This is a genomic window from Amycolatopsis sp. NPDC051372 (genome assembly GCF_040682095.1).
Taxonomy (GTDB): domain Bacteria; phylum Actinomycetota; class Actinomycetes; order Mycobacteriales; family Pseudonocardiaceae; genus Amycolatopsis.
In genome coordinates this window covers 70,369-91,361 of the sequence record NZ_JBFBAF010000008.1, presented here as the reverse complement: position 1 = coordinate 91,361, position 20,993 = coordinate 70,369, and the positions used below count along the sequence as shown (strand labels likewise).

General features: G+C 70.7%; 22 protein-coding genes. 12 read left to right on the top strand and 10 right to left on the bottom strand.

The annotated features are described in order from the left end of the window. Positions 1–20 precede the first annotated feature (20 nt). Entirely contained in the window at positions 21–1,244 is a 1,224-nt protein-coding gene (locus AB0M56_RS14365) for an NRAMP family divalent metal transporter (protein WP_364175190.1), read from the bottom strand. Positions 1,245–1,346: 102 nt separating this feature from the next. Here AB0M56_RS14365 and AB0M56_RS14360 point away from each other — a divergent pair, with 102 nt between their 5' ends. Genes AB0M56_RS14360 through AB0M56_RS14345 form a run of 4 tightly spaced genes read left to right on the top strand, consistent with a single transcriptional unit; the run spans position 1,347 to position 5,237 of the window. Beyond that, on the top strand, positions 1,347–2,168 hold the full coding sequence (locus tag AB0M56_RS14360; RefSeq protein ID WP_285968457.1) for a creatininase family protein: 822 nt from the start codon (positions 1,347–1,349) through the stop codon (positions 2,166–2,168). A 3-nt stretch (positions 2,169–2,171) separates the two neighbouring features. Continuing rightward, entirely contained in the window at positions 2,172–2,948 is a 777-nt protein-coding gene (locus AB0M56_RS14355) for a GntR family transcriptional regulator (RefSeq protein ID WP_364175186.1), read from the top strand. A 3-nt stretch (positions 2,949–2,951) separates the two neighbouring features. Further along, positions 2,952–4,196, top strand: coding sequence for an MFS transporter (locus tag AB0M56_RS14350; RefSeq protein ID WP_364175183.1), 1,245 nt, complete (start codon positions 2,952–2,954; stop codon positions 4,194–4,196). A gap of 48 nt (positions 4,197–4,244) precedes the next feature. Continuing rightward, entirely contained in the window at positions 4,245–5,237 is a 993-nt protein-coding gene (locus AB0M56_RS14345; protein ID WP_364175180.1) for an LLM class flavin-dependent oxidoreductase, read from the top strand. A 2-nt stretch (positions 5,238–5,239) separates the two neighbouring features. Here the strand turns inward: AB0M56_RS14345 and AB0M56_RS14340 are convergent, their stop codons facing one another. Beyond that, complete coding sequence (locus AB0M56_RS14340) at positions 5,240–5,683, bottom strand: nuclear transport factor 2 family protein (protein WP_364175177.1); 444 nt, start codon at positions 5,681–5,683, stop codon at positions 5,240–5,242. A gap of 231 nt (positions 5,684–5,914) precedes the next feature. Between AB0M56_RS14340 and AB0M56_RS14335 the strand changes: the two genes are divergently transcribed. The 5 genes from AB0M56_RS14335 (at position 5,915) to AB0M56_RS14315 (ending at position 8,990) form a co-directional block, all read left to right on the top strand. Further along, a complete protein-coding gene (locus AB0M56_RS14335; RefSeq protein ID WP_364175175.1) occupies positions 5,915–6,070 on the top strand; it encodes a hypothetical protein in 156 nt (51 codons plus the stop codon). Between the two features lie 266 nt (positions 6,071–6,336). Beyond that, entirely contained in the window at positions 6,337–6,810 is a 474-nt protein-coding gene (locus tag AB0M56_RS14330; protein ID WP_364175173.1) for a DUF664 domain-containing protein, read from the top strand. 86 nt (positions 6,811–6,896) lie between these two features. Then, entirely contained in the window at positions 6,897–7,292 is a 396-nt protein-coding gene (locus AB0M56_RS14325) for a YciI family protein (protein ID WP_364175171.1), read from the top strand. Next, on the top strand, positions 7,292–8,506 hold the full coding sequence (locus AB0M56_RS14320; protein ID WP_364175168.1) for a DUF6596 domain-containing protein: 1,215 nt from the start codon (positions 7,292–7,294) through the stop codon (positions 8,504–8,506). The genes AB0M56_RS14325 and AB0M56_RS14320 overlap by 1 nt, the downstream gene beginning before the upstream one ends. Positions 8,507–8,603: 97 nt before the next feature. Further along, positions 8,604–8,990, top strand: a complete 387-nt coding sequence (locus AB0M56_RS14315) for an Imm1 family immunity protein (RefSeq protein WP_364175166.1) — start codon at positions 8,604–8,606, stop codon at positions 8,988–8,990. Here the strand turns inward: AB0M56_RS14315 and AB0M56_RS14310 are convergent. Further along, positions 8,987–9,343, bottom strand: a complete 357-nt coding sequence (locus AB0M56_RS14310) for a YrdB family protein (RefSeq protein WP_364175163.1) — start codon at positions 9,341–9,343, stop codon at positions 8,987–8,989. The genes AB0M56_RS14315 and AB0M56_RS14310 overlap by 4 nt on opposite strands. A gap of 68 nt (positions 9,344–9,411) precedes the next feature. Further along, positions 9,412–10,500, bottom strand: a complete 1,089-nt coding sequence (locus tag AB0M56_RS14305) for an MFS transporter (protein WP_364175160.1) — start codon at positions 10,498–10,500, stop codon at positions 9,412–9,414. Between the two features lie 482 nt (positions 10,501–10,982). Between AB0M56_RS14305 and AB0M56_RS14300 the strand changes: the two genes are divergently transcribed. Next, positions 10,983–11,183 (top strand): hypothetical protein, encoded by a 201-nt coding sequence (locus tag AB0M56_RS14300; RefSeq protein ID WP_364175158.1) that lies wholly within the window; start codon positions 10,983–10,985, stop codon positions 11,181–11,183. Positions 11,184–11,262: 79 nt separating this feature from the next. Here the strand turns inward: AB0M56_RS14300 and AB0M56_RS14295 are convergent, their stop codons facing one another. The 4 genes from AB0M56_RS14295 to AB0M56_RS14280 are packed head-to-tail and all read right to left on the bottom strand — an operon-like array spanning position 11,263 to position 16,974. Then, a complete protein-coding gene (locus AB0M56_RS14295) occupies positions 11,263–13,095 on the bottom strand; it encodes an ABC transporter substrate-binding protein (RefSeq protein WP_364175155.1) in 1,833 nt (610 codons plus the stop codon). Then, positions 13,092–15,155, bottom strand: coding sequence for an ABC transporter ATP-binding protein (locus AB0M56_RS14290; protein WP_364175152.1), 2,064 nt, complete (start codon positions 15,153–15,155; stop codon positions 13,092–13,094). Before AB0M56_RS14290 ends, AB0M56_RS14295 begins: the two co-directional genes overlap by 4 nt. 5 nt (positions 15,156–15,160) lie before the next feature. Then, the gene (locus AB0M56_RS14285) at positions 15,161–16,030 is read right to left on the bottom strand and encodes an ABC transporter permease (RefSeq protein ID WP_364175149.1); all 870 of its coding nucleotides are present in this window, start codon (positions 16,028–16,030) and stop codon (positions 15,161–15,163) included. Further along, complete coding sequence (locus AB0M56_RS14280) at positions 16,030–16,974, bottom strand: ABC transporter permease (RefSeq protein WP_364175146.1); 945 nt, start codon at positions 16,972–16,974, stop codon at positions 16,030–16,032. The genes AB0M56_RS14285 and AB0M56_RS14280 overlap by 1 nt, the downstream gene beginning before the upstream one ends. A gap of 286 nt (positions 16,975–17,260) precedes the next feature. Between AB0M56_RS14280 and AB0M56_RS14275 the strand changes: the two genes are divergently transcribed. Together AB0M56_RS14275 and AB0M56_RS14270 are read left to right on the top strand one after the other, a co-directional pair. Continuing rightward, positions 17,261–18,511, top strand: coding sequence for a hypothetical protein (locus AB0M56_RS14275; RefSeq protein WP_364175143.1), 1,251 nt, complete (start codon positions 17,261–17,263; stop codon positions 18,509–18,511). Between the two features lie 149 nt (positions 18,512–18,660). Beyond that, a complete protein-coding gene (locus AB0M56_RS14270) occupies positions 18,661–19,482 on the top strand; it encodes a serine protease (RefSeq protein WP_364175140.1) in 822 nt (273 codons plus the stop codon). A 15-nt stretch (positions 19,483–19,497) separates the two neighbouring features. Here AB0M56_RS14270 and AB0M56_RS14265 read toward each other — a convergent pair whose 3' ends face one another. Together AB0M56_RS14265 and AB0M56_RS14260 are read right to left on the bottom strand one after the other, a co-directional pair. Further along, positions 19,498–20,397, bottom strand: a complete 900-nt coding sequence (locus AB0M56_RS14265) for a LysR family transcriptional regulator (protein ID WP_364175138.1) — start codon at positions 20,395–20,397, stop codon at positions 19,498–19,500. A 6-nt stretch (positions 20,398–20,403) separates the two neighbouring features. Next, complete coding sequence (locus tag AB0M56_RS14260) at positions 20,404–20,985, bottom strand: PadR family transcriptional regulator (protein WP_364175135.1); 582 nt, start codon at positions 20,983–20,985, stop codon at positions 20,404–20,406. Positions 20,986–20,993: the final 8 nt, after the last annotated feature.

The following is a 20,993-nucleotide window of genomic DNA, read 5'->3' as shown; positions in this document are numbered from 1 at the left end:
TGACAGTCATCAGCAACTCCTCAGGAGAAGATCGAACCGAGTGAGGTCAGGGATTCCACGGCGGCGTACGCGGTGAACAGCCAGGCGGCGATGCCGACGCCGAGCAGCACCTTCGGGTAGCGGTAGCCCGCGATCAGGTCGCGGCGGCGCAGCGCCACCCACAGGATGATGGCCAGGCCGATGGGCAGCACCAGCCCGTTGATCGCGCCCGCGAACACCAGCATCGACTGCGGCGTCTGTCCAGCGGCGATGAAGATGATCGTCGCGAGGCCGATCAGCACGATCACGGCGCGGTTGAAGTGCGTCCGCACGGGCTTGACGTAGGACTGCAGGAACGTGGCGGTGGTGTAGGAGTTGCCGATCACGCTCGTCATCCCGGCGGCCCAGAACACCAGGCCGAACAGGTGCAGCCCCACCGTGCCGAACGCGGAGAGGAACGCCGAGCCGGCGGCGTCGTTCTTGTTCGCCAGCGTCGCGCCGGTCGCGACCACCCCGAAGAAGCCGAGGAACAGCACGATCCGCAGCACGCAGGCCACGAGGATGCCGGTCCACGCGCCGCGGTTGATGCGCTTGAGGTTCGCCACCCCGGTGATGCCGGCGTCGATCAGCCGGTGCGCGCCGGAGTAGGTGATGAACCCGCCGACGGTGCCGCCGATCAGCGTGAGGATGGGCAGGAACGGCAGGCCCTTCGGGTCGACGGTGCCCACGGCGGCCTGGCCCACCGGCGGCGCCGTGGCCACGACCAGCGCGATGATCAGCGCGATCTTCACGAACCCGAGCACCACCATCACGCGGTCCACGGCCGTGAGCACCGAGCGGACCAGGAAGATCGCGATGGTGAGGATGCCGCTGATGGCCGCGCCGATCCGCGGGTCGATGCCCAGCAGGTTGTGCAGGCCGAGGCCGGTGCCGGCGATGTTGCCGATGTTGAACACGACCGCGCCCAGCACCACGAACACCGTGAGCACCTGGCCGGCGCCCGGGAACACCTTGCTCGCGATGTCCTGCGCGCGCTGCCCCGAGATGCCGAGGATGCGCCAGACGTTGAGCTGCACGGCGACGTCGATGATCATCGAGACCACCACCGCGCACGCGAACGAGGCCCCGTAGAGCACGGTGAACGAGGCGGTCTGGGTGATGAACCCCGGTCCCGCCGCGCTCATGGCCATCAGCAGCGCCGCGCCGAACAACGGCGGCACGCGCAGCCTGCCCGGCCGGGCAGGCCGGCCGTCGGTCCTGGTCACGCTTTCCATCCCACTCCTTGGTCCCGATTGGCGGGGGTTGCCGCGCAGCTTAAGTTAGACGTCTGACGTCTTACGACCTGTTTCACCATCTGGGAGGTACCCGTGGCGGACACCCTGCCTTCGGTCTGGATCCAGGACCTGACCTGGGAAGAAGTGAGCTCGTACCTGGAGCACGAGCGGATTGTGATCGTGCCGATCGGCAGCACCGAGCAGCACGGCCCGGCCGGTGTGCTGGGAGTCGACTCGTACGTGGCCATCACGTTGGCCGAGGACGTGGCCGAGCGCAAGGGCGTGCTGGTCGCGCCCCCCATCTGGTACGGCGACTCGTCGCACCACGGCGCGTTCCCCGGCACCATCACGGTGCGCCCGGACACGCTGACGCTGCTGATCCGCGACGTCGCCCGCAGCCTCGCGCGCCACGGCTTCACCCGCATCATCCTGCTCAACGGGCACAAGGGCTCGAACCTGCCCGCGCTCAACAGCGCCGTGCGCGTGCTGCACGACGAGGAGCTGCCCGAGGTGCTCTTCGCCGTCGCGGACCCGCTGCACCTCGCGCGGTCGGCGTCGCCGACGATCAAGGAGACCAACGAGCACCACGCCGGTGAGCTCGAACTCTCCCACGTGCACTACCGCTACCCGGGCAAGATCCGCACCGACCGGCTCACCGACGCCTCCGTCGACTTCGACAAGGTCTTCGGCGGCTTCGTCGGCAACGACCTGTTCGGCCCGGCGCCCGACGGCGTCGAGATCATCTGGTCCGGCGACGAGCAGCGCGCGTTCACCCCGACCGGCTCCTTCAGCTCGTCGAAGGGCCTCTCGGAGGACAAGGGCAAGCGCTACCACGACCACATCGTCGGGCGCCTGGGCGAGCTGGTCGACTGGCTGCGCACGTACGACGGCCCCATCGGCCGCCGCGAGGACTGACCCGTGGTCACGCGGATCCACCCCGAACCCGCTCTGCCGGCCGACCTCACGGCGATCACGTCCGACGCGTACCGGCAGGTCAAGGACCGGCTGCGCGAGGTGATCACCCGCCTCGGCGAGGCGGGCCGGCTGCGGCTGCCGTCGGAGGCGGAGCTCTCGGCCGCGCTCGGCGTGAGCCGGGCGACGCTGCGTTCGGCGCTGCAGTCGCTGCAGAAAGAGGGGCGGATCCGCCGGCTGCACGGCCACGGCACGTTCATCAACCGCCACGCGCTGGGCCTCGGCGCCAACCTGGCCGAGGCGGGCGCGTTCCTGGACCTGCTCGCCAAGGCCGGTCACGAGGCGTCGGTGAGCACGGCCGACCAGCGGGTGGCGGCGCTCGAGGCGGATATGGCGGCGTCGCTGGAGATCCCGGCCGGCGAGCAGGCGCTGCGGATCGAGCGCGTCTTCGCCGCCTCGGGTCAGCCCGCGGTGCACAGCGTCGACCACTTCCCGGTGCGACTGCTCGGCGAGGACCCGCGGGCGCCGGAACCCGCGCAGTCGACGTTCGAGTTCGTGGAGCGCCACCTCGGCCCGCCGGTGTGCTACTCCGTGGCCGAGGTCCGGCCGGTGCTGCCACCGCCGGACGTGGCCGCGGCGCTGAAGATCCCGGCGACGCAGCCGTTGCTTCGGTTGCGCCACACCCACATCCGGGCCGACGAGCAGCCCGTGGCCGTCACCATCGCGCACGTCAACGACGAGTACCTGCGGTTCTCCGTGATCCGGACCTACCTCGATGAGTGAGAGATGACCACACTGGCCAACCCATCGCGGCTCGACCGCAAGGCGTGGGGCGTGCTGGCGCTGACCCTGGTGTTCTGGGTCGCCGACGGCTACGACACGTTCGTGCTGCTGATCACCGCGCGGCCGACGCTCACCGAGCTGCTGCCGCACGACCAGCTGCCGCACCTCACGACGTACCAGGGTTACCTGGTCGCCATCACGCTCGCGGGCTGGGCCACGGGCGGGATCGTCGGCGGCGTGCTCGGCGACCGGCTGGGCCGGCGGCGGACCATGATCGTGGCCGTCGCCGTGTACAGCGTCTTCACGGCGTGCTCGGCGTTGTCCGGGAACTGGTGGATCTTCGGGCTCACGCGGTTCCTCACCGGGCTCGGGATCGGCGCCGAGTGGGGTGTGGGCACTTCGCTGCTGCAGGAGGTGTGGCCGGAGCGGTGGCGCGCCCGCGGCGCCGGCCTGCTGCAGGCGGGGTTCTCCGTCGGCGGCGTGCTCGTGTCGGGCCTGTGGGTGCTGCTCGGCTCGACGCTCGGGCTGTCGTGGCGCTGGATGTACCTGTTCGGGGTGATTCCGCTCGTGGTGGTGCTGCTGGTGCGCCGCAGCATCCCCGAATCCCCGCGCTGGGCGGCGCAACGCAAGCGAAAAGTCGGGCTGGGCGAGCTGCTGGCGCCCGGCGTGCGACGCAATTTCCTGGGCGCGCTGGCGGTTTCGATCGCGATCACCGGCGGCTGGTGGGCGGTGAGCTCGTTCCTGCCCAGCTTCGTCGGCGGGCTCGTCGACGATCCGAAGCGCGTCGCGTTCTACACGGGCTGGGCCGGGGCGCTGTACAACCTCGGCGAGATCGCGGGCTGCGTCCTGCTCGGGTTCCTCGCCGAGAGCTGGGGCCGCAAGCTCTCGATCCAGGTGTACTTCGCCGGGTGCGTGGCGATCGTGCCCATCGTGTTCCTGCTGGTGCACGACGCGGCGACCGCCACGTGGCTGCAGCTCGTCGCCGGGTTCCTCACCGGCGGCGTGTACAGCTGGTACACCGTGCACACGCCGGAGCTGTTCTCCACGTCGATCCGCGCGACGGCGATCAGCGTGGTGTTCAGCGGTTCGCGGTACCTGGCCATGGCCGGCGCCGTGCTGATCGGTCCGCTGGCCTCGGCCGTGGGCGGGTTCGGCCACGCCGCCGCGATCTTCGCCCCGATCTACCTGCTCGGCATGCTCGCCGTGCTGTTCCTGCCCGAGACCAAGGGCAAACCCTTGCCGGACTGAGTGTTTCTCGCCGGACTGAGTGCTTCTCGCTGGAAGAAAGGACCACCCATGACCGTGAAGGTCGACATCCGGGTTCCCGTCGGCCGCCCGCTGCCCGAGCTGACGAAGTTCATCGTGTCGTGTGAAGAGGCCGGGTTCAACGGCGTCGGCGTGCACGACCACCACCACTCGGGCCGCGACGTCTACTCCGCCCTGACGCTGGCCGCGGCGGCGACGTCGAAGCTGCAGCTGTACCCGGCCACCACCAACACGGTGACGCGCCACCCGCTCGTGCTCGCGGCGATCGCGAACTCGCTCGCCGAGATCGGCCCGGGCCGTGTGCTGCTCACCCTCGCACCGGGGTTCCTCTCCGTCGAGAAGGCGGGCCGCCCGCAGGGGCGGCGCGAGCAGCTCGGCGAGGCGGTCACGGCCATCCGCAAGCTCGTGGCCGGCGAAACGGCCACTGTGGACGGTCACGAGATCAAGATGAACAACGTGGCCAAGCCCGCGCCCGGGATCTTCGTGCTCGCCGCCGGGCCGAAGATGCTGGAGCTGGCCGGCGAGGTCGCGGACGGCGTGGTGATGCTCGCGGGCCTGCACCCGGACAGCATCGAGGCGGCGCGCTCGCACGTGCGTGCGGGTGCCCAGCGGGCCGGTCGCGCGCCGGAGTCCGTGCAGGAGATCCTCATCGTGCCGACGGCGATCGAGCCGTTCGACACCGCGCGCGAGTGGGTGCGGCGCTACTTCCGGCCGGACAAGCCGTTCCTCAACTACCCGAGCACGGCGAACCTGCGCTGGCTGCGCGCGGCCGGCCTCGACATCCCCGAAGACCACGACCCCACCGCGTTCACCTCCGCGCAGGCCAAGGAGATCAGTGACGCGTTCGGGCTCTTCGGGCCCGCCGAGTACTGCGCGGAGCGGCTCCTGCAGGCGCGCGAGGAATCGGGCGTGGAGCACGTGTTCTTCTTCCCGTCGCACACGGCCGAGAGCGGCTACGACCTGCCGGAGGCCGACGTCGCCGCGTTCGCCGACGTCATCGGCCCCCGCCTGGCCGCGGGCTAGTTTCAGTCCCGCACGGGAACCGCTTCGCCCAACGCCTGCACCACGGCCAGCGAGTCGAGGTAGTCGCGCCAGTGCACGACCTTGCTGTTCGCGACGGTGACGATGGAGACGAAGCGGTTCTCGTACGGCCGGCCGGTTTTGACGATCCGGCCGCGCACCGAGTACTCGAGGGTGATCACGGACTTCTCGCGGTCGTGGTGCACGGCCAGGTCGCCGGCCCCGTCGAGCACGATGGCGTCGCCGTAGCCACGGTAGAGCTCGGCCAGCGCCGCGCGGCCTTCGACTCTTTTCGGGTAGCCGGGGACGGTGACGACGAACTCGGTGACGAGATCTTCGGCGAGCAGGTCGAAGAAGTGCTCGCCCTCAGCGAGGCCGGCGAGGCCTCGTTGGACGACACCGAAAAACGGGTCGAGGGCGGCGAAGTCTTCGAGGTGTTCCACGGTCATGGGGCTGTCCTGTTCTCGATCCGGGTGGGTCCCGTAGCCGAGAACGGTAGGACCCGGCACCGACAGTTCCGGCCGCCGCGGCTTCCCTCGATCCGGTGAACGGTCCGCAGTTTTCGCGCGCCTCGGCGGACCTTGCCCGGCCATGCTCGACATCTTGGCTTCGGGGTTCGGTTCCCTCTGGCGCCCGCGACGGCCCGGACGCTCGATGCGGAGACGGCCGAGGTGGGCGCTGTGAAGCTCACACTGTGGCTCGTGCGAATCGGCGCGCCTTCCGCGCCGATTCGCCAACCCCTGGTGCCCTCGGCCTCCGGGCCGTTGCGCGTCGAGCCGCCGGTCGAGGTACGTGACGCCGGGCTGCTGCGGGAGACGCTGACCGCTACTTCGTGAGCGTCCTCATCAACTCCACCAACCCGCCGGCCCCCGCAACCGCCCGGGCCGTCACCACGGCCGCCGGTGCGTTGCGTTCCCTCATGGCGGCCGCGAACAGGTCCATGTCCAGAAGTCGACCTTGCTGAGGTGCGCCACGTTCTCCGCGGTGATGACCTCACCGAGGGCGGTCAGGGTGAAGCTGCCCGCGCTGCCGTTCTTCAGGACGGCGACGAGCGACGGTCCACAGTGGACCCAGCCGCGATCGCGGGGCTACGCTCACCCGCGTGATCACCACGGACGGATACCTGTACCTCGTCGACCGCGCACTCGACGGGATGGCGGCCACGCTCACCGAACTCGGCGACGAGCTCGCGAACGCGCGCCCCGGGGCGGCCGGGACGAACTCGCCGTACGCGATCGTCACGCACTGCCTCGGGGTGATGGCGTTCTGGGGTGGCCAGGTCGTGGCGGGCCGCGACGTGACGCGCGACCGGGCGGCGGAGTTCGAGGCGGCGGGACCCGTCGCGCCGCTGGTGGAGCGGATGCGGGCCGTCCGGGAGCGATTCGGCGCCGATGTCGCCGGGTGCGCCCCGGAGGCGCCGCCGAAGGGCGAGGTCCCGCCGAAGTACCGCGACACCCCGATCGGCGCGGCTCAGGGCGCGGCGCTGCTGCACGTGTACGAGGAGCTGGCCCAGCACCGCGGCCATCTCGACCTCACCCGCGACGTGCTGCTCGGACGCGTGGAGAAAACTGTGTAGAAGGCTGTGTAGAGGACACGAGGGCGGCTCCGTCCTTACAGTGAGCGTGCCGACGCGCGGCACGCCGGAAGGGCGGAGGAGCCACGATGACGAAGTACATGGTGATGCAGACGTACTCGGGCGGCGAGGCCTGCGACGTGCCGATGACCGAGTGGTCCCCCGACGACATCCGCGCGCACGTCGCGTTCCAGCGGGCGCTCAACGAGGAGCTCGCCGACAAGGGCGAGCTGGTGGACGCGCAGGGGCTGGCCGGGCCGGAGGCGGCGAAGAAGGTCGTGTCCGGCGGGGCGGGCGGGACCGTGGTGACCGACGGGCCGTTCACCGAGAGCAAGGAGCTGCTCGCGGGGTACCGGATCATCGACGTCGACTCGGAAGAGCGGGCGCTCGAGATCGCGGCGCGGCTCTCGGCGGCCCCCGGGCTCGGGGGCACGCCGATCCGCCAGCCGATCGAGGTCCGCCAGGTGATGAGCGCGCCGGCCTGATGACGGCCGACCGCATCGAGGACCTGCTGCGCACGCTCGCGCCGCAGGTCCTCGGCGTGCTGGCCCGGCGGTTCGGCGACTTCGACGCCGCCGAGGACGCCGTGCAGGAGGCGCTGCTCGCCGCGGCGCTGCACTGGCCCGACGACGGCGTGCCGGACAACCCGCGCGGCTGGTTGATCCAGGCGGCGGCGCGGCGGCTGACCGACGCGTACCGCAGTGACGAAGCCCGCGCGCGGCGTGAGCTGGCGGTGTTCGCCGAGCCGGCGGGCGCCGAGGTGCCGGACGAGGACGACACGCTCACGCTGCTGTTCCTGTGCTGTCACCCGTCTTTGACGTCGGCTTCGGCCATCGCGCTCACGCTCCGGGCCGTCGGCGGCCTGACGACGGCGGAGATCGCGGGCGCGTTCCTCGTGCCCGAGGCGACGATGGCGCAGCGGATCAGCCGGGCAAAGGGGAAGATCAAGACGTCGGGTGTGCCGTTCCGGCTGCCGGCCGGCGACGAACGCGCGACGCGGCTGAAATCGGTGCTGCACGTGCTCTACCTGGTGTTCAACGAGGGCTACACCAGCAGCGCCGGGGCCAGCCTGCACCGCGCGGAACTCTCGGGCGAGGCGATCCGGCTCGCGCGCCTGTTGCACCGGGTGCTGCCCGAGGACGGCGAGGTCACAGGCCTGCTGGCCCTCATGCTGCTCACCGATGCGCGGCGCCCCGCGCGGACCGGGCCCGACGGAGACCTGGTGCCGCTGGAGGACCAGGACCGTTCGTTGTGGGACCGGTCGTTGATCAGGGAAGGCGTCTCGCTTGCCACTGCGGCGCTTTCCGACGGGCCAGCCGGTGAGTACGGGCTGCAGGCGGCGATCGCGGCGAGCTACGACATCGCGTTGCGCGCGCAGGACACGGACTGGCCGCGGATCCTGGCGCTCTACCTGCGGCTTGAAACACTGGGGGACAACCCGATGGTCACGCTGAACCGCGCGATCGCGACCGCGATGGTCCACGGGCCCACCACCGGTCTGGACCTGCTCGCGACGCTCGACGAGCAGCTCGCCGGCCACTACCGCCTCGACGCCGTACGCGCTCACCTGCTGGAGCGCGCGGGCGAAACCACGGCCGCGATCGGTTGCTACGAGGCCGCCGCGGCGCGCACCACCAACGCCCCGGAACGCCGCTACCTCACGGTTCGCGCCGCGCGGCTGCGGGCGGACCACCCCTGACTGTCCTCTTCGGACACTCAGTTGATGTTCCACACTTCGCTCTCACACTGTGGCCCGTTAGGATCAGCACCGATCCTCACTGGAAGCGGAGCGGACCATGGCCACCACGGGTGATCGGCGGACGGGGTACGACATCTCGAGCGTGCCCGCCGAGACGGTGCTCGCCGCGCTGCAGGCTGCCGTGCCGCCGTCGGCCACCACGGGGGTCGTCTGGTGGATCTACGCCGGTCGGGGCCCTGGCACGCCCCACCTCGTCGTCGGCCTGCGCGGTGAGCGCGGCGCCCTGGTGTGGCAGGAGAACGGCGCCGCGCACCTGCCCGCCGACGGCGCCGGCGCCGCGGCCGCCGACTACTACAGCCTGCAGGGCGGCCACTTCCCGCAGCCCGCGGGCAGCGAGGTGCCGGCCGAGCTCGTGCTCCGCGCGGTGCGGGAGTTCGCCCAGACCCGGGTCCGGCCGGAGTGCGTCGCCTGGAAGCTGCCCTAGGCCGTCGCCACGTCGAGGTGCATCAGCTTCACCACGGCGAGGTTCGCGACGAACAGGGCGGGCAGCAGGAGCCCGAGCGTCCGCAGTCCCGAGAACCACAGGCCCATGCCGGCGCCGCCGACCACCACCACGACGGTGAGCGCGTAGAGCAGCGGCGTGTGCAGTTTCGCGGTCGGCGCGGCGAACAGGGCCCACAGGCCGATGCCCACGGCGGGCGCGCCCAGGCCGAGCAGCAGCTTGCCCGCGGTGGACTCCCCCGCGTGGAAGCCCCAGTACCCCAGCGCGACGATCGCGGCCAGCTCCAGCAGGAAAGCCAGGCCCAGGTTTCCCCAGCGCCACACGGACTCGATCACGGTCGCCTCCTTGACGTGAGAGCAGTGCTCTCTGTTGGGAGCAGTGTTCACCCGTCGTGTTGGCGTTGTCAAGAGCACTGCTCTCGGATGGCCAGGGCGGCGGCCGCGAGGACGGCAGCGAGCCACACCGGCGCGCGGTAACCGGTGCCGATGAGGGCGGCGGCGAGCCACGGCCCGGCGGCAGCGCCGACGTTTAGCGCGGCAGTGGCGAACGCGCCCCGGAGCGCCGGCGCGTCCGGGGCGGCGCGGAGCACCTGCGCGACGGCGGTGGACCCGACGGCGAAAGACAGCAGCGCTTGCAGCGGGACCAGGACGAACAGCACTGTCGTATTCCCCGCGCCGAGCGCGAGGGCGAGCCAGCCGACGGCGAGCGCCACCTGCGCTTTTCGCGTAGCCGGACGCCGACCGGCGAGCGCGACCCCGGCGGCGGCGCCGATGCCGAACAACGCGAGGAGGACGGGCAGCCGGCCTTCGCCTTGCGAGGTCGCAAGCGGGGCGAGGTAGGTGAAGACGGCGAAGGTGGCGCCGTTCACGAGCGCGCCCCTGCCGAGCGCGGCCAGCACCCGCGGCCGCTTCACCACCGCGAACTCGACTTTGACGGGCACGCTCGCGATCTCCGTCTCGGGCGCCCACCGCGCAATGGCGGCGAACGCGGGCACGGACACCAGCGCGACCGCCCAGAACGCCGAGCGCCACCCCCACGCCTGCCCGAGCACGGCGCCCGCCGGCACCCCGGCGATGCACGCCAGCGTGGTCCCGGTCAGGACGACGGCGGTTGCCCTCCCCTCGGCTCCGGGCGCGGTATCGGCCGCCACCGTCAGCGCGACGGCGAGAAACCCGGCCGTCGCCAGCGCGGCCACCAGCCGCGTGACGAGCAGGACCCCGAACCCGGGCGCCAGCGCCCCCGCCACGTGCACCGCGACGAACACCCCGAGGTATCCCAGCAACGCCACCCGCCGCGGCCACCCCCGGCCCGCGACCGCCAGCACCGGCGCCCCGATCACCATCCCCACGGCGAACACGGCAGTCAGCGACCCCGCCGCGGCCACGGAAACCCCCAGGTCCCGCGCGACCTCGGGCACCAGGCCCGACACCATGAACTCCGACGTCCCCTGGGCGAACACGGCCAGGGCGAGCAGATACGGCAAAACACGCAAGACAGACACTCCTGAGATCGACGTGACCGTCCTGTTCGGACGGTGGAAAAAGGCACGATCGATCGGAGCGCGTGGCGTCAGCCCTAGGGAACACAGCCCCGGGGAACACGGCCACCAGGGAACACAGCCGCTAAAGAACACGGCCGCTAAAGAACACAGACCCCGCAACGCCACCGCTCGACCGGTGGCGCCACTCTGTTGGCCTCAGGACTCCCCACGGCGCGCACGGTAGCAGCGCCGCGTGGTGGTGCCGGACGGTTTTCCACCGGGGCCGCCCGACCACGCGGGCCTGCGCCGGGATTCGCGGCGCCGAAACGGGCCATGGGCCGCAAAAATCACCTGCCAAGAGGCCAAGGGCCACCCTCGGTGGTAGTTCCGGGCAGTGGTCACGATGGGTAGCGCTCGAACGGAGCAGCGAGCCGGGATCGTGTCCTTCGTTCGGCGGCGTCGCTCTACCGTGGGTCTCAGTAATCTTCTCCGCCATGAACGACCGAAGGACCGGGATTCGCACGGTCCAGATGGCGGGCCTGGGCATCGTCGCCGGGCTGGGGTTCCTGGTGGCGAGCCTGTGGTGGTCGGCGGCCACGTGGTGGAGCTGGCTGGGCGGGAGCTTGCTGGTGGGGCTGCTGACGTGGATCTTCGTGTTCGAGCTGCTGCGGCTGGGGCGAAGAGACGACGACTGAACCATCCCGGGCAACCAGGGCCCAACGGCACAAGAACGGGGCCGCCCCAGGGACAAGGGCGGCCCCGGAAAAGAAGGCCCTACTTCGTGAAGTACCAATCCTCAGGGCTGCGCGCCGTCTGCACGGCCGGGAACGAGACGCCGCCGAGGTCTTTCGCGACGACCTCCGTCGTGCCGCGCAGGGGCATGTTGATCTGGCCCGGCAGGGTCTTCGTCGCGTAGTCCTCGTAGGCGGCGAAGGCGTTCTTGTCGTCGCTGTGCAGCGTGGCCTCGATGAGCTTGTCCAGCTGCGGGTCGTCGTAGTTGCCGATGTTGCCGGTGGAGCCGGGGAGCAGCAGCTGGTCACCGGTGGGCACGGCGTTGTACTGCTGGTACCCGAAGTAGCCCATCTGCCAGTCGCACGCGGGGCCGGAGCCGTGACAGTCGCTGACGTCGCTCAGCACCGCGTTGAACTCCTGGCCCTTCAGGTCGAACACGATGCCCGCCTCGGCGGCGTCCGACTTCCACTGCTGCATGATCCGCCCGTACGCCGGATTGCCGGTGGAGTACTGCAAAGTGAGCTGCAACCGCGTGCCGGCCGCGACGCCGGCGCCGCACTGGTTCGGAGCGGTGCCGGGCGCGGTGCACGTCATGGCGCCGTTCTGCAGGGTCCAGCCGTGCGACGTCAGCAAGGCTTTCGCCTTCGCCTTGTCGAACGGGTACGGGCCCGCGCCCCGTTCGGCGGCGGTCACGTAGGAATTGTCCGGGTTGATCGGCACCGGGCCGGTGGTCACGGTGGCGTAGCCGCGGTAGGCGACGTTCACGTCCGTTACCTGGTCCAGGGTCTGCTGGAACGCCTGCCGCACATAGAGCTGCTTGAACACGGCCCCGAACTTCGGGTTGTCCATGTTCAGGATCGTCGAGCTCCAGCCCCACGCCGCGGCGGGCACGAGGTTGTAGTTGGCCTGCAACGGGTTCGTCGCCGGCAGCTTCTCGTTCGCCTTCTTCTGCGGCAGGTCCGCGCCCTGCACGCCGCCGACGGAGATGGTCCGGCCGCTGCGCAGGGTGTTGAACTCCGCGCTGGTGCTCGTGAACGGCTGCATCTTGTAGTGCGCGAGGTGCGGCTTGTCCGGCCCGCTGTACTTCGGGTTCGGGTCGTAGCTGATGTTCCCCTCGGCATCGAACGACGTGAGGTGCCACGGGCCGTCCACGACCTGCCACAACGGATCCGTCGCGTAGGTCGAGAGGTCCTTGCTCTTGGTGAACAAGTACTTGTACACCGCGTCGCACTTCGCGCGGTCGTCCGCGCAGCCGCCGCTGCCCGCCGCCGCGGAGTCGGAGGTTTTGTCCCACGCCATCGGCAGCGGCGCGATCTGCGCGAGCTCCTGGCCGGTGAACCACGTCGGCGAGTACGAGTCCGTGAGCTGCAGCGTCACCTGCTGCGGCCCGGTCGCCGTCGCCGACTTCACGTTGTCGGGGAACTGGCCCGGCACGTAGCCGTACCAGTTGGCCTTCTCCGCGAACATCATGTTCATCCAGAACACCACGTCGCGAGCGTTCACCGTCTCGCCGTTGGACCACTTGTACGGCTTGACGTTGATCACCACCTTCGTGTTGTTGTCGCTGAACACGGGCGGGTCGGCGAGGCTCTTGCGCGTGTTGACCCCGGTGCTGCCGTTGGCGTCGCCGAACCAGTACAGCTCGCGGTACATCAGCTGCTGCAGGTCACCGGTGGCGTAACCGCTGTTGTGGGCCGAGTCCACGAACGGGAAGATCCAGTTCGGCTGAGTGCCCGGCGGTTCGGCGAACACGGCCGTGCCGCCTTCGGTCGGGGTACCGCCGCCGGAAGACGAGCTCCCGCCGCTGCACGCGGTGGCGAGCGCGGCCGCGGCCAGCACCACCACCGGCGCCACGAGTGCCTTGCGCAGTCTCATCCGTTCTCTCCTTGGTAGACCTTCGTCGCGTCGTGCTCACGAGCGGCGTCGAGCGGGAAGTGACAGGCCGCCTCGTGCCCGGCGCCGAACGGCCGCAGCACGGGCTCCTCGGCGGCGCAGATCTCCTGCGCGAACGGGCAGCGGGTGCGGAACCGGCAGCCCGACGGCGGCGACATGGCCGACGGCAGCTCCCCCGACACCCCGGCGCCGTGGCGCGCGGCCCACGGGTCCGCGACCGGGACCGTGTCGATCAGCCCGCGGGTGTACGGGTGCCGCGGGTTACCGTGCACCTCGGCGGCCGGGCCGGTCTCCACGAGCTTGCCGAGATACATCACGCCGATGCGCTGCGCCAGGTACCGCACCACGGACAGGTCGTGCGAGATGAACACATACGTGAGCCCGTGGCGCTCGCGCAGGTCGTTCATCAGGTTCAGGATCTGCGCCTGCACGGACACGTCCAGCGCCGACACCGGCTCGTCGGCCACGATCAGCTTCGGCTCCAGCGCCAGTGCCCGCGCGAGCCCGACGCGCTGACGCTGCCCGCCGGAGAACTCGTGCGGGTACCGCTGCGCGGCGTCGGCGGGCAGGCCCACCTCGCCCAGCAGCTCGCGGACGCGCCGGCTGCGCTGCGCCCGCGTGCCGGCGCCGTGGATCTCCAGCGGTTCGGCCAGGATCGCGCCGACGCGCATGCGCGGGTCGAGCGAGGCGTACGGGTCCTGGAACACCAGGTGTGTGTCGCGGTGGCGCTGTCGCAACTCGGCCCCGCGCAAGGAAGTCAGCTCCGTGCCGCCGATCCGGATGTGGCCCGCCGTCGGTTCGTCGAGCCCGACCACGGCCCGGCCGACGGTCGTCTTGCCGCAGCCCGATTCCCCGACCAGGCCGAAGGTCTCCCCCGCCGCCACGGAGAAGCTCACGCCGGCCACCGCGGACACCGTGCCCGTGCGCCGCCGCAGCACCGCGCCCTTGGTGACGGGGAAGTCCTTCACCAGGTTCTCGACTTCCAGGAGCGGCGCGCCCGCTGTCGGCTCCGAGGCCGGCGCGCCCGCCCGTTCGTGCACGCGGACCACGGCCGACGGCTCCTCGACGCCGGCCGAACCGACCGGGTGGAAACACGCGTACTCGTGCCCGGCCACGTCGGCGCGCAGCTCCGGCTCCTTCTCGACGCACTCATCGGTCGCGTAGCGGCAGCGCGGCGCGAAGCGGCACCCGGCCGGCGGCTCGCGCAGATCCGGCGGCAGGCCGGGGATGCTGTAGAGCTTCTCCCCCGACTCCGCCGAATTCTCCGGCAGCGCCTCGAACAACGCCTCGGTGTACGGGTGACGCGGATTGCCGAACAGCCGGCGCGTGTCGGTGAGCTCCGCGATCTTCCCCGCGTACATCACGGCGACGCGATCGGCGCGGCCCGCGACCACACCGAGGTCGTGCGTCACCAGGATCACGGCCATGCCGAGGCGCCGGCGCAGGTCGTCGATCAGCTCCAGGATCTGGTGCTGCACGGTCACGTCGAGCGCGGTGGTCGGCTCGTCGGCGATGAGCAGCTCCGGCTCGCACACCAGCGCGCGGGCGATCATCACGCGCTGGCGCATGCCGCCGGAGAGCTGGTGCGGGTAGTCCTCGGCCCGCTTGCGCGCGTCCGGCAGCCCGACCAGCTCCAGCATCGCGACGGCGCGCTCGTGCAGTTCCCGTCGAGAGAGCGTCGAGTGCAGCTCCAGCGGTTCGCTCACCTGGCGCCCGATGGGCAGCGACGGGTTGAGCGAGGTCATCGGGTCCTGGAACACCGTGCCGATGCGCTTGCCGCGGACCTCCCGCAGCTCGGCGGGGGTCATGGCCGCGACGTCGTCGCCGCCGAGCAGGATCCGCCCCGACGCGATGTGCCCGCCGGACGGGAGCAGCCGCAGGATCGACAGGGCCGTCATCGTCTTGCCGCAGCCGGACTCGCCGACGAGCCCGAGCAGCTCGCCGCGCCCGACTTCGAGCGTCACGCCGTCGACCGGGTGGACGACGCCGTCGCGGACGTCGATGGTGGTGTGCAGGTCTTCCAGGCGCAAGACGGGGTTCATGGGGTTCAGCGCCTCCGCAGCCGCACTTCGAGCGCGTCGCGCAGGGCGTCGCCGAGCAGGTTGAACGCCACGACCACGAGCATGATCGCGATGCCGGGGCCCACGATCATCCACCAGTAGCCGTTCTGCACGAATTCGGTGCCGTTGGACAGCATGTTGCCCCAGTCGGCGTGCGGCGGCGCGATGCCGAGGCCGAGGTAGCTCAGCGCCGCCACGAGCAGGATCGCGTCGGCCACCTGGAAGGTCGCGTTGACCACGATGGTGCCGATCGCGTTGGGCATGATGTGGCGCAGCACCACGCGTTTCCCGCCGCCGCCCATCATCCGCACTGCCTGCACATACTCGCGGGTGCGCAGGGAAAGTGTCTCGCCGCGCACGAGCCGGGCAGGACTGAGCCACGCGCCGAACGACACCACCAGGATCAGCAGCCCCAGCGTCGGCGTGAAGATCGCGGCGAGGATCAGCAGCAGGAACAGCGTGGGGATGGCCAGCAGCGTGTCGACGATCCGCATCATCACCGCGTCGACGAACCCGCCGACGTAACCCGCGATGGCGCCCCAGAACGTGCCGAACAGGGTTGCGAGCACCGCGGCCGCGACGCCGATCTCGAGCGACGACCGGCCGCCGACCATGAGCCGGCCGAGCTCGTCATAGCCCACGTCGTCGGTGCCCAGCGGGTGGCCCGCGCCGGGCGGCTGGTTGGCGCCCGCGAGGTTCGTCGCGATCTGCTCGGTGTGGTACACGAGCGGGCCGAAGAAGCAGAACAGCACGAACAGAACGATCAGCACGAGCCCCGCGACCGCCAGGCGGTTCTCCAGGAAGGCTCGCAGGGTCGCCCGCGCCGCCGATCTCGGGGGTGCCGCTTGGTGGGTCATCAGTAGTTCACCCTCGGGTCGAGCACGGCGTAGCCGATGTCCGCGAGCAGGGAGCCGGCCACCGTCGCGAGCGCGACGACGAGCCCGATCCCCAGCAGCACCGGGTAGTCGTGCACCTGGGCACCCTGGATGAACGTGAAGCCCATGCCCGGGTAGTTGAACACCTGCTCGGTGATGAGCGCGCCCGCGAACAGCTGCGGCAGCGACAGCCCCAGCAGCGTGACGATCGGGATGAGGGAGTTGCGCAGCACGTGCCGCGTGAGCACCTTGCCCTCGCTCGCCCCGCCCGCGAGCGCGGTGCGCACGTAGTCCTGGCTCAGGTTCTCCATCACCGACGAGCGCGCGTACCGGCTGAACGACGCGATGGTGATCAGCGCCAGTGTGACCACGGGCAGCACGAGCGCGGGCGCCTGCGACAGGATCTCGCCCAGTGAGTCCCCGCTCGGCCCGAGCGGGGAGAACCACTGCAACTGCACCGCGAACAACAGCACGAGGATCTCGCCGAGGAAGAAGCTCGGCATCGAGTAGAACGCGAACGACAGGCCCGTGGCCACGTAGTCGCCCAACGTGTTGCGCTTGCGCGCCTGGTACACGCCCAGCGGCACCGCCACCACAAGAGCGACCAAAGTGGACAGTGTCATGAGCAGGATCGTCTTGGGCAGGTGATCGGCGATCACGTCGGTCACCGGCTGGTTGAGCTTGTACGAGTAGCCGAGGTCACCGTGCAGCACGCGCCCGGCCCAGGTGAGGAACTGCGCGACCAACGGACGGTCGTATCCGTTGTCGTGGAGGAAGGTCCGGATCTGCAGCTGCGTGGCCTTCGGCCCCAGGATCGCCCGGGCGGGCCCACCGGGCAGCAGCTGCAGCAGCACGAAGGTGAGCACCGCGACCAGCACGACCACCACGACCGACTGCAGGACGCGGCGCCCCAGGTACCCCGCCATCAACCGTCCCCGTGATCGTTCCAGTACTTGCCTGGTGCATACACCTACACCGGCAACGGCTCACCTGTCCACGGCGTCCACGGAAACTGACGTGCTGTTGTCCCACCTGGTGATCTTCCTACTTTCGGCGCTAGCGCTCCCGAAGTGTCCGATGTAGATGATCGGCAAACCGGACAATCCGGGGCACACCGTGATACACGACCCTGCCCCGCGTTGTACGGATCGTGTACGGAACGGGCACAGACTCCTCACCGTTCGCGACGGACGAGTGAAGGAGCTGAGTGTCGTGCTGGGGAAGACAGTCGGGAAGACAACTGCCCGCCGCGTGGTCGCGGCAGTGCTGGCCGCGGGCGCGGTCACCACGAGCGGGGTGGCGCTGGCAGCGCCCGCGAATGCCGCGCCGGCCAGGTCGTGGCGCGCCGATCTGTCCCACGTCGACGGTGACGACGTCAACGTCGAGGCGGCGGACGGAGCGCTGACGCTGAAGGATTCCGCCTGGCACAGAACGGATCTGCTCACCGCCGGCAGCCAGGGTTACCTGGTCTCCGCCGCGCGGCAGCTCGCCTCGCCGGTGAACCGCGTGACGACGAAGGTCGCCGCGGACCTGCCGAAGGGCACCGACGTGCAGATCGACGTGCGCGGCCGCACCGGCGCCGACGACTGGACCGAGTGGACGCCGGCCGGCGGGCAGGCCGCGACCTTCGGCCGCGCGGTGAGCGTGGTGCAGGCGCGGATCTCGCTGTCGAGCACCACCGACGGCGTGCGCCCGACCGTGCGCGAGGTCGACCTCGACGGCACGCTCGCCCCGCAGGCCAACGCGCTCGCGGTCACGACCCCGCTGACCTACACGATCTACGCCACGCGGGAGGGCCTCACCGGCCACACCACCGCCAACGGCCACGTGATCACGGCCAACGACCACTTCGTCGCGCTGCCCTCGGGGAAGGCGACCTCGCCCAAGGGCACCGGGAACTACACGGTGAAGGTGTGCCGCACCGACGGCAGCCGCTGCGAGTACGCGCCGGTATGGGACGTCGGCCCGTGGAACACCAAGGACGACTACTGGAACCCGGCCTCGATCCGCTCGGAGTACAAGGACCTGCCGCAGGGCCAGCCGGAGGCGTATGCCGCCTACCACAACCACTACAACGGCGGTAAGGACGACCTCGGCTACACCGTGGGCAACCCGGCCGGCATCGACCTCGCCGACGGCGTGTTCAACTCCGGGCTCGGGCTCGCCGACAACGGCAACGTGAAGGTGACCTACCTGTGGACCGGTTCGGCCGCCGCCACCGGCGTCGTGAGCACCGCCGGCGACCCGATGAACGTGCGCGCCAGCGCCAGCACCACGGCCGCCGTCAAGGGTCTCGCGGCGAACTACGCCAAGGTCAGCATCGAATGCTACGTCAACGGTTCTTCGGTGACCGGAACGTTCGGCACCAGCACGATCTGGGACCGCATCGGCGCGGACAACTTCATCTCCGATGCCTACGTGAAGACCGGGTCCGACCTCCCCGTCGCCCCGCTCTGCTCCTGAGTTCGGCGGTGACCGGTCCGGCGGGGACACTCCGCCGGACCGTTCACCTTGACCCGCAACGCTTTTTTCCACCCGGTTCAGCGACACCGGTTTCCCCTCGGCCCGGCTATCGTTTCTGCCATCGTTTTCTTTGCGCCGAGGGGGTTTTCATGCCGTGGACACGACTGTTCGGAAGAGGTCCGAACGCGGTGCTGGCCGCGGCCGTGCTCAATACTTCACTGTTCAGTGCCGCGGTGTTCGGTGCGGCGGCGGTGACCACTGTGGTCGCCGGCCCGGAAGCGGCCGCGCAAGGCGCGATCGTGGGCGGGGAAAAGGCATCGCTGGCCGACTACCCGTACGCGGTGTACCTCGTGGACGATGCGGGCACGCAGTTCTGCGGCGGCGTGATCGTGGGCAGCTCGGCGGTCGCGACCGCGGCCCACTGCGCCGAAGCGGTGGCCACGAAGGACATCCGCGTCGTCGTCGGCCGGGAGGACAAGCGAACGAACGAGGGCAGCACGTTCGCCGTCACGAAGGCCTGGGTGCACCCGGACTTCGAGAAGGCCGAAGAGGGCGACGACATCGCGGTGCTGACCGTGCGCGGCCTCCTGCCGGGCCGCGCGGCGTCGGTGGCCCGCGACACCGACGGCTACGCCCCGGGCACGAAGGCCACCGTGCTCGGCTGGGGCCGCGTCGCCGACGGCGGCGAACGCTCCGACTACCTGCGCAGCGCCGTGGTGCCGATGGTCGGCGACTCGACGTGCGAGCAGGCCTACGACTCCTACGATCCGGCGAGCATGGTGTGCGCGGGGTACCGGCAGGGCGGCATCGACGCGTGCAAGGGCGACTCCGGCGGCCCGCTCGTCATCGGCGACACACTCGTCGGGATCGTGTCCTTCGGCGACGGCTGTGCGAAACCCGGCAAGCCCGGCGTCTACACGCGCGTGACCACGTTCGCCGGCGCGATCGCCCAGCAGACCCGCGGCCACTGACGGTCCACACTAGACTTACTCGGCGCCGACCGACGAGCGCAGCACCTCGAGGAAATCCGCGACCGGCTTCGACCGCGGCGCCTCGGGCAGCGTGACCGCGGTGACGCGCCGGGCGAACCCGCGACCCGCCGGCGGACGGTCGGCGAGATCCTTGCGGTGCGCCGCCAGCGACAGCCGCGGCACGAGGCTCACACCCATGCCCGCGGCCACGAGCCCTTGCAGCGACTGGTAATCCGCCGCGCGGAAGGTGATCTGGGGTTCGAACCCGGCGATGCGGCAGATCGTCTCGTACGCCTGCTCGTACGGCGCGCGGTGCGTGCGCGTCACCCACTGCTCCCCGGGCAGGTCGGCCAGCGCCACCTCTTCCGCGTCGACGAGCGGGTGGTCCAGCGGCAGCACGACGTGCAGCGGGTCGTCTGGCAGGGCCACGTGGTGCAACGCGCGGTCCACGGGCTGCGGCGCGAAGTCGTAGCCCCACACGAGGACCACGTGCGCGGCGCCCTCGCGCAGCCGGCTGAACGCGTCGTCGCCGTGAGTGGCCGACAGGCGCAGGCGCACGCCGGGGTGCTGTTCGCGGAACGCCTTCACCACCGGCGGCAGCAGCTCGACCCCGGCGGTCGCGAACGCCTCGATCCGCAGCTCCGCCGGGTCGGTGCCGAACGAGCGCACCTCCTGCTCGATGGCCGAGAGCTCGCCGACCAGGCTCTTCGCGTGCGCGGCGAGCACCTCGCCCGCCGGGGTCAGCTCGACCCCGCGCGGCAGTCGTTTGAGCAGCGACATGCCGACCTCGCACTCGATCACCGACATCTGCTGCGAGACCGCCGACTGCGTGAGCTGCAGCCGGTGCGCGGCCGCGGTGAACGAACCCCCTTCGACCACCGCGACGAGGATCCGCAGGCGCCTGACGTCCAGCACAGGCGCCTACTCGCCCGTGACGGCGTACTGCGGTGCCCGCCCGCCGAGGGTCGCGTCCACGAACGCGACGGCGGCCCGCGCGTTCTCGAACCGGAAGGTGAGCAGCACGGTGTCGAACCCGTCGGAGGAGCTCTGCTGCTTCTCGAGCCCGTCGACGATCCGATCCAGCACCCGCCGCTGCTCGCCGAGCAACGGCGCCGGGTCGGCCCCGCGCCGTTCCAGCAACGCGAGCTTCACCAGCAGCTCCGAGCGCACGTCACGCACGTGCCGGGCCGGCCGGGCGAGCCACTCCGCCACGGCCGCGTGGCCTTCGGGTGTGGCCTGCACGAGCGCGCGCGGCGGGCCGGAGTCGCCGGGTTCGGTGCCCGCGCCCACCACGAACCCGCGGGCCAGCAAGCGGTCCACAGCGCGGTAGACGACGGGTTTCGGCAGCCGCCAGACACGGCCGACCTCGCCGGCCTCCGACGTGAGCCGCACGAGCGCGAAACCGTGCGTCGGGGACTCCGCCACCAGGCAGAGCACGATCCACTCGCTCAGTGACAACCCAGCGGACAACCCGGCTCCGTCTTCCCCGTCCGACTTTCCCACGTCCGACA

What these genes read in the sequence shown, in the direction of transcription:
- AB0M56_RS14295 (WP_364175155.1), bottom strand. Translation starts at nt 13,095, where the DNA reads ATGAGACTGCGCAAGGCACTCGTGGCGCCGGTGGTGGTGCTGGCCGCG.
- AB0M56_RS14350 (WP_364175183.1), top strand. Translation starts at nt 2,952, where the DNA reads ATGACCACACTGGCCAACCCATCGCGGCTCGACCGCAAGGCGTGGGGC.
- AB0M56_RS14315 (WP_364175166.1), top strand. Translation starts at nt 8,604, where the DNA reads ATGGCCACCACGGGTGATCGGCGGACGGGGTACGACATCTCGAGCGTG.
- AB0M56_RS14290 (WP_364175152.1), bottom strand. Translation starts at nt 15,155, where the DNA reads ATGAACCCCGTCTTGCGCCTGGAAGACCTGCACACCACCATCGACGTC.
- AB0M56_RS14300 (WP_364175158.1), top strand. Translation starts at nt 10,983, where the DNA reads ATGAACGACCGAAGGACCGGGATTCGCACGGTCCAGATGGCGGGCCTG.
- AB0M56_RS14270 (WP_364175140.1), top strand. Translation starts at nt 18,661, where the DNA reads ATGCCGTGGACACGACTGTTCGGAAGAGGTCCGAACGCGGTGCTGGCC.
- AB0M56_RS14280 (WP_364175146.1), bottom strand. Translation starts at nt 16,974, where the DNA reads ATGGCGGGGTACCTGGGGCGCCGCGTCCTGCAGTCGGTCGTGGTGGTC.
- AB0M56_RS14340 (WP_364175177.1), bottom strand. Translation starts at nt 5,683, where the DNA reads ATGACCGTGGAACACCTCGAAGACTTCGCCGCCCTCGACCCGTTTTTC.
- AB0M56_RS14320 (WP_364175168.1), top strand. Translation starts at nt 7,292, where the DNA reads ATGACGGCCGACCGCATCGAGGACCTGCTGCGCACGCTCGCGCCGCAG.
- AB0M56_RS14345 (WP_364175180.1), top strand. Translation starts at nt 4,245, where the DNA reads ATGACCGTGAAGGTCGACATCCGGGTTCCCGTCGGCCGCCCGCTGCCC.
- AB0M56_RS14285 (WP_364175149.1), bottom strand. Translation starts at nt 16,030, where the DNA reads ATGACCCACCAAGCGGCACCCCCGAGATCGGCGGCGCGGGCGACCCTG.
- AB0M56_RS14325 (WP_364175171.1), top strand. Translation starts at nt 6,897, where the DNA reads ATGACGAAGTACATGGTGATGCAGACGTACTCGGGCGGCGAGGCCTGC.